Consider the following 6,090-nt stretch of genomic DNA (forward strand, 5'->3'; position numbering starts at 1 on the left):
CTGCCCTGCTCAGTGGTGGAACCAGCCGGCGAACACGGCCGGGCACGCGGCCAGCGCGCTGTACCGGATGAACCGCCCGGCCAGGCCGGCCGTGAGGAACGTCGACATCCGCATGTCGGCCAGACCGGCCAGCACCGTCGTCGCCATGAAGGGCGGCAGGCCGATCAGCGAACTGACCCCGTAGGTGCCCGTCATCCAGTGCGGGTGCCGGTGGCAGCGCTCGCGCAGCGCCTCGACCTTGCCGCGCAGCCACTTGGTCCGCCGGTGCCACCGGTCGCGGCGGCGGCTGGGCGGGCGCACCCGGTGCAGGCGGTCGTGCAGGAACCGCGGCAGCCTGATCGACCCGCGCGCGGCCAGGTAGTAGAACAGCTTGCCGGCGATCTGGCCGATCGAGACGGCCGCGCCGATCAGCAGCCAGTGCAGCCCCGGCTCGCTGGCCACGAGCCCCAGCACGAACACCTCGACGCTGATCACGGGCACGATCGCCGACCCGAAGGCAACGCCGAGCGTCACCCAGAACCAGGCGAACATCCGCGCCTCCTGACGGGGCTTCGGGGCGGGCGAGGCCTCCGCGGAGAGCGGAGGATCACACGGACGGGGTCACAAGAAGATATCAGCCCGGAGTGTGATCTCCGTGGGGTCGGGGACACTTTCCGCCGCTTTCCGACTACCGGCTGCTCACCTTCCCGTCACCCGGTTCTGCCACCGTGGCGCCGTGCCACAGGACATCCGGGTGACGCGCTCGCCCGTGGAAAGGTTCGCCTCGCTCTGCGCGACGGTCGTCCGCTACCTCCCGCTGGGGCTGAACACGCTGGTCCCGCCCAGTTTCGTGGGTTTCGCGCTGATCAACGGGTTCACCTTCGGCGTCGACCTGCTGCTGCTCACCCTGGGTCACGGCGTGGCCGGGCTGCCGCTGCCGGTCGCGATCACGGTCGCCTACGTGTGCGCCTTCGCCCTGAGCTTCGTGCTCAACCGCGTGTTCAACTTCCGCTCGCACGCCCCGGTCGGGCGCCAGGCCGTGCGCTACGCCGTCGCGGTGGCGGTCAACTACTTCGCGTTCATCCTCGGCGCCGGGGCCGGCCTGGCCGCGCTGGGCGTGCAGTACCACCTGGCGCGCCTCGTCGCCGGCGCGTGCGAGGCGGTGTTCCTCTACAGCGTCCTTCGCTGGATCGTGTTCATCGACCGCCGCCGCGGTTAGCACAAGGGGGACCCGCTCGTAACATCGATCACGCCGACAACGAAGATAGGCGCTGCGGCGTCTGTTCCGTGAGATCACGCGTGGCCGGGACTGGGAGAACGAGTGAAAGCTGTCATCGACACGATGAGGTACGGCAGTACCGCCGAGCGGGTACGCCTGGGCTTGGAACTCCTGCTGGCCGTGGGCCTGTTCGCCGCGCTCGCCTACTACGCGCAGGGCATCCGGAAGTGGCCCACCGACGTCGACATCTACCGGCTGGGCGCGGACACGTTCCTCAAGGGCCACTCGATCTACACGGAACTGCCGGTCTCGAGCATCGGCGGCGCGCTGCCCTACACCTACCCGCCGTTCTCCGCGGTGCTGTTCACCCCGCTGGCGATCATCCCGCCGCCGATCGGCTACCCGCTGCTGACCGGCGCGACCTGCCTGGCGCTGTTCCCGATCATCCTGGCCTACCGCAACTCCTCGCCGGAGCTGCGCGGGCTGCTGAACAAGACGTGGATGGTCGTGGCGGCCGCGATCGTGATGGTGGTCGCGCACCCGGTCGCGAACACGATCTTCTGGGGCCAGATCAACGTCCTGCTGATGATGCTCGTCGCGGTCGACATCCTGTGGCCGAACCCGCGCTGGCCACGGGGCGCGCTGATCGGCATCGCGGCGGCGGTCAAGCTCACCCCGGCCGGGTTCTGCCTGATCTTCCTGCTGCGCAAGGACTTCCGCGCGGTGGTCACCGCGTTCGTCAGCTTCCTGGTGATGACGGCGATCGCGTTCGTGCTGATGCCCGGCGACTCGTGGACGTACTGGACTGACCGCGTCTTCCACGCCACCGGCATGAACATCGGCCCGATCCACGCGAACGAGTCGATCACCGCGACGTTCGAGAAGTTCCACCTGACCGGCACCACGCTGTCGGTGGTCGGCGGGCTCGGGGTGCTCGCGGTCGTCGTGATGACGTTCCTGGGCACCGCCCGCGCGTTGCGGGACGACAACCTCGCGCTGGCGCTGGGCGTCAACGCCGCCGGTGTGCTGCTGATCTCGCCGATCTCCTGGTCGCACCACTGGATCCTGGCCCTGCCGACCGCGGCGCTGGTGCTCGTGATGGGCGTGCAGCGGAACAACAAGTGGCTCATCGTGTCCGGCTGGGGCGCCGTGGTGATCATGTGGCTCGCGCCGCACTACTGGGTGCCGCTGGAGTGGGAGAACTGGAGCTTCGCGCAGCAGGTCGCGGGCAGCAGCTACCAGATCGTGGCCGTGGTGTTCCTGGTCGTGATGTCGGTGCTGTGGTTCCGCGGGCGGGGCAAGCCCGCGCCGTCCACGGACCTGGACTTCGAGCTGAGCCGGGAGCTGACGAAGCCGGCGTTCACGCCGGCCCGCGCCGGCGACGAGGCCTGAGCGTCCGAGATTCCGCAGCGTCGGCGACAGCATCCGCTGGGACACGCCCGGGATGCGCTGCTGCAGCTCGGTGAAGCGCGTCCCGGATCCGCACGTCGCAGTGAAGATCGCCTGCTGGATCGCGGCCGCGCCGCTGGGTGTTCGCGGGCGGGACGAAGATCGCGCAGAGCCGGAGCAGCTGGCGCCGATGACGGGCTGGGCCGGCACCGTCCCGATCTGGGTGGTGCGGGCATCGGCGCGGTGGAGATCCTCGGCGTGCTCGGGCTGGTCCGGCCGCCGCTGACCGGGGTGGCGCCGGGCGGCCGCGGTCGCCGCGTGGCCGGCGACGGTCTGGTGACCTACTCGACGAGCTGGATGTCCAGCGCTCCGGTGAGGCGGAGTTCGCGCAGGCGGCGCTCGCCGGTGTCGAGGGTGCGGACGGTGCCGTCGGGGTGCCAGCCGGCGCGGCGGTAGAAGCCGAGGGTGGCGGCGTCGGACTCCGCGGCCCAGGTGATGCCGCGGCCCGCGCCCAGCTCGCGCAGCCCGGCGGCGGCCGCGGCCAGCAGGCGGCCGCCGTGGCCGCGCCGGGACCAGCGCGGCTCCACCAGCAGCGTCCCGATCAAGCCGGTGCGGTCGGCGTCGGCGGGCACGTTCCCCGCGGCGTCGGCCACGTCCTCGCGCGGCGCGGGGCCGGCGACGCAGAACCCGACCGTGAACCCGCCTTCGACGGCGAGGTGGATCCGCGAGCCGGGGTGGCCGATCGCCTCCGCCCAGCGCGCCTCGATGCCGGGGGAGCCGAGCTCCGCGAGGGCCTGCTCGCTGAGGACGCCCTGGTAGGCCGTCCGCCAGGTGACGCGCTGGATCCGGGCGATCTCCGCGGCGTCGGCTTCGACGGCTTCGCGGACCGACACGGTGCTCATGCCGGGAACCTACCGGTTTTGTCGGTGGGTGCTGGCACCATGAGCACCACGATGGAGACGATGAGTGTGGCGGCCGCCCGGCGGGCGGCGCTGGCGGCCCAGGGCTTCGCCGACCCGCGGCCCGGTACCGAGCCGACCCGGCGGCACCTGAGGCGCGTGCTGTCGCGGTTGCAGCTGATCCAGCTGGACTCGGTGAATGTCGCGGTGCGGGCGCACTACGCGCCCCTGTTCGCGCGGCTGGGCGCCTACGACCCGGCGCTGATCGACGACGCCGCCTGGACGCACAGCAGCCGCAAGCCGCGGATGCTGGTCGAGACGTGGGCGCACGAGGCCAGCCTCATTCCGGTCGAGGACTGGCCGCTGCTGCGGTCCGGGGCCAAGCGGCCCGGGTGGTGGCGCCACTACCAGCGCCTCGCCGACCGGTCGCCGTCGCTGGTGGAGGACGTGCTGGCGGTGGTGAAGGAGCTCGGCCCGATCGGGGCGGGCGGTATCGAGCGCGAGCTGGAGGGCGAGTCGACGCGCCGGCCCGGGTCGTGGTGGGAGCGGTCCGAGGTCAAGAAGATCTGCGAGCTGCTGTTCGGGCTGGGCCAGCTGACCACCGGCACGCGGCGCGGGTTCGAGCGGCTGTACGACCTGACCGAGCGCGTGGTGCCGGCCGAGATCCTGGCGCGGCGGGTCTCGCCCGAGCAGGGGGCGCGCGAGCTGATCTCCCGCGCGGCGACGGCGCTGGGGGTGGCGACGGAGCCGGACCTGCGGGACTACTACCGGCTGGGCCCGGAGACGAGCCGCCAGGCGGTGGCCGAGCTGGTCGGGGAGGGGGTGCTGGAGCAGGTCGAGGTGCGCGGCTGGCGCGGGCCGACCTACCGGCTGGCCGGGGCGCGGATGCCGCGGAAGGTGGTGGGCCGGGCGCTGCTGTGCCCGTTCGACCCGCTGATCTGGGAGCGGGCCCGCACCGAGCGGCTGTTCGGGTTCCGGTACCGCATCGAGATCTACGTGCCCGAGCCCAAGCGGGTGTACGGCTACTACGTCTTCCCGTTCCTGCTCGACGGCGAGCTGGTCGCGCGGGTCGATCTGAAGGCCGATCGGGAGGCCGGGGTGCTGCGGGTGCCGGGCGCGTTCGCCGAGCCGGGAGCCGACGTGCCGCGGGTGGCGGCCGAGCTGGCGGAGGAGCTGCGGGTGATGGCGTCGTGGCTGGGGCTGGACGGTTTCGTGGTGGGGGAGCGGGGTGATCTGGCGCCGGTGTTGCGGCGGGCGTGAGAGGGGATCGAGCAGCAGCATGACGAGATCACCCCGGCCATCCGCCGGCTTCGCCGAGGTGATCGGTGCTGCACGCCCTGGACCCGTCACCCGCTCAGTCCACACGCAAACGGGGTGGTGTGACACGCCCCCATGCCACACCACCCCTCCACCCCCACGGCGGCCCGCGGGCCGCCTTCTCCGGTGGTCTACTGCGCCGCGCGGGTGATCATCGCCGTGCCGGAGCCGGTGCGTGCCCGCACGTTCAGCGGGATCTCGCCGTCGGGCCGGTTCAGCGCCACGTCCAGCTCGCTGGACACCTTGCCCGCGCTCGCGGTGAGGTCGACCTCCGCGGCGACCCCCGGGCGGACGCCGATGCGGATGTCGCCGGAGCCGGTCACCAGCTCCAGGTTCCCGCTCGCCGCCTCGGCGACCGACAGGTCACCGCTGCCGCTGCGGGCCAGCACCGAGCCGGACACGGTGCCCAGCCACACGTCGGCGGTGCCGGTGGCCAGCGTCGCCGACCCGGACAGCGACGCCACCTCCACGTCGCCGCTGCCGGTGCGCAGGTGCAGCCCCGCCAGCGTCGGCCCCAGCCGGATCGCGCCGGAGCCGCTGCGCACCGTCGCCGCGCCCTCGGACCGGTCCAGCCTGATCTCACCCGCCCCGGTGGACACGTCCACCCGCCCGGCGGATCCGCTCACCGTCACGTTCGCCGAGCCGGCCCGCACCTCCACCGCCGAGCCGGCCGGCGCGATCACCGTGACCGCGAGCGGGATGTTCCGCAGCGGCAACGCCTTCGGTGCGTGCACGGTCAGCCGGTTGCCGGTCTGCTCCAGCCGCGTCTGCTGCACGGCGTCCGCGGGGGTGCCGTTGAGGTCGGTGCCCAGCTGGTCGCCGAACCGCTCGCTCACCCAGCTCAGCAGGCTGGAAATCCCTTGCGTCCACGGCTGTTCCGCGTCCGGGTTGTGCCGGATCTCCACCGTCGCCTCGGGTTCCTCGGCGTCCAGCTTCACCTCGACCCTGCCCAGCGTGACGGCGATGTCCAGCTCCAGCGGCCCCGGCAGGGGGAACGTCTGCGTGCGCACGAGCTCCGGATCGGTCATGACTATCCCTTCACCCAGCCGTGCAGGTGCGACTCGGACTGCGAGCCGGCCTGCTTCTCGGCGTGGAACGCCTGCGAACCGTGCAGCGCGCCCTGCACGGCCTGCGAGATGAACGTGTTCAGCGAGACGCCCTGCGACGAGGCGGCGTGCTCGGCCTGTTCCTTGAGCTTCTCCACCAGGCGCAACGTCATCCGGGAGATGTCGCCGCCCTCCACCAGCGGCGGCGACATCTCCCGGATGACGTTGCGCCTGGTGGAGA

7 protein-coding genes and 1 pseudogene are annotated in these 6,090 nt (G+C 72.2%); 3 read left to right on the top strand and 5 right to left on the bottom strand.

What is annotated here, in order from left to right:
- Positions 1–9: 9 nt before the first annotated feature.
- A complete protein-coding gene (locus D0D28_RS30095) occupies positions 10–531 on the bottom strand; it encodes a hypothetical protein (protein WP_094005866.1) in 522 nt (173 codons plus the stop codon).
- 184 nt (positions 532–715) lie between these two features.
- On the opposite strand from D0D28_RS30095, the gene D0D28_RS30100 reads away from it, so the two are divergent.
- Positions 716–1,198, top strand: a complete 483-nt coding sequence (locus tag D0D28_RS30100; protein WP_233157293.1) for a GtrA family protein — start codon at positions 716–718, stop codon at positions 1,196–1,198.
- A 123-nt stretch (positions 1,199–1,321) separates the two neighbouring features.
- Positions 1,322–2,590, top strand: coding sequence for a glycosyltransferase family 87 protein (locus tag D0D28_RS30105; protein WP_233157294.1), 1,269 nt, complete (start codon positions 1,322–1,324; stop codon positions 2,588–2,590).
- A 33-nt stretch (positions 2,591–2,623) separates the two neighbouring features.
- Here D0D28_RS30105 and D0D28_RS37735 read toward each other — a convergent pair.
- Positions 2,624–2,797, bottom strand: a pseudogene (locus tag D0D28_RS37735) (hypothetical protein); the annotation flags it as partial.
- A 131-nt stretch (positions 2,798–2,928) separates the two neighbouring features.
- Positions 2,929–3,489, bottom strand: coding sequence for a GNAT family N-acetyltransferase (locus D0D28_RS30115; RefSeq protein ID WP_116114393.1), 561 nt, complete (start codon positions 3,487–3,489; stop codon positions 2,929–2,931).
- A gap of 39 nt (positions 3,490–3,528) precedes the next feature.
- Here D0D28_RS30115 and D0D28_RS30120 point away from each other — a divergent pair, with 39 nt between their 5' ends.
- Complete coding sequence (locus D0D28_RS30120; RefSeq protein WP_116114395.1) at positions 3,529–4,746, top strand: winged helix-turn-helix domain-containing protein; 1,218 nt, start codon at positions 3,529–3,531, stop codon at positions 4,744–4,746.
- A 188-nt stretch (positions 4,747–4,934) separates the two neighbouring features.
- Here the strand turns inward: D0D28_RS30120 and D0D28_RS30125 are convergent, their stop codons facing one another.
- The gene (locus D0D28_RS30125) at positions 4,935–5,831 is read right to left on the bottom strand and encodes a DUF4097 family beta strand repeat-containing protein (protein WP_116114397.1); all 897 of its coding nucleotides are present in this window, start codon (positions 5,829–5,831) and stop codon (positions 4,935–4,937) included.
- Positions 5,832–5,833: 2 nt separating this feature from the next.
- Positions 5,834–6,090: toxin-antitoxin system HicB family antitoxin (locus D0D28_RS30130; protein ID WP_116114403.1), on the bottom strand; the 257-nt coding region annotated here is incomplete at its 5' end.

The organism is Amycolatopsis ruanii, from assembly GCF_003385175.1.
Lineage (GTDB): Bacteria > Actinomycetota > Actinomycetes > Mycobacteriales > Pseudonocardiaceae > Amycolatopsis_E > Amycolatopsis_E thermalba.

Excerpts from the sequence above, each read along its gene's own strand:
- D0D28_RS30120 (WP_116114395.1), top strand. The coding sequence starts at position 3,529 with ATGAGCACCACGATGGAGACGATGAGTGTGGCGGCCGCCCGGCGGGCG.
- D0D28_RS30105 (WP_233157294.1), top strand. The coding sequence starts at position 1,322 with ATGAGGTACGGCAGTACCGCCGAGCGGGTACGCCTGGGCTTGGAACTC.
- D0D28_RS30115 (WP_116114393.1), bottom strand. The coding sequence starts at position 3,489 with ATGAGCACCGTGTCGGTCCGCGAAGCCGTCGAAGCCGACGCCGCGGAG.
- D0D28_RS30125 (WP_116114397.1), bottom strand. The coding sequence starts at position 5,831 with ATGACCGATCCGGAGCTCGTGCGCACGCAGACGTTCCCCCTGCCGGGG.
- D0D28_RS30095 (WP_094005866.1), bottom strand. The coding sequence starts at position 531 with ATGTTCGCCTGGTTCTGGGTGACGCTCGGCGTTGCCTTCGGGTCGGCG.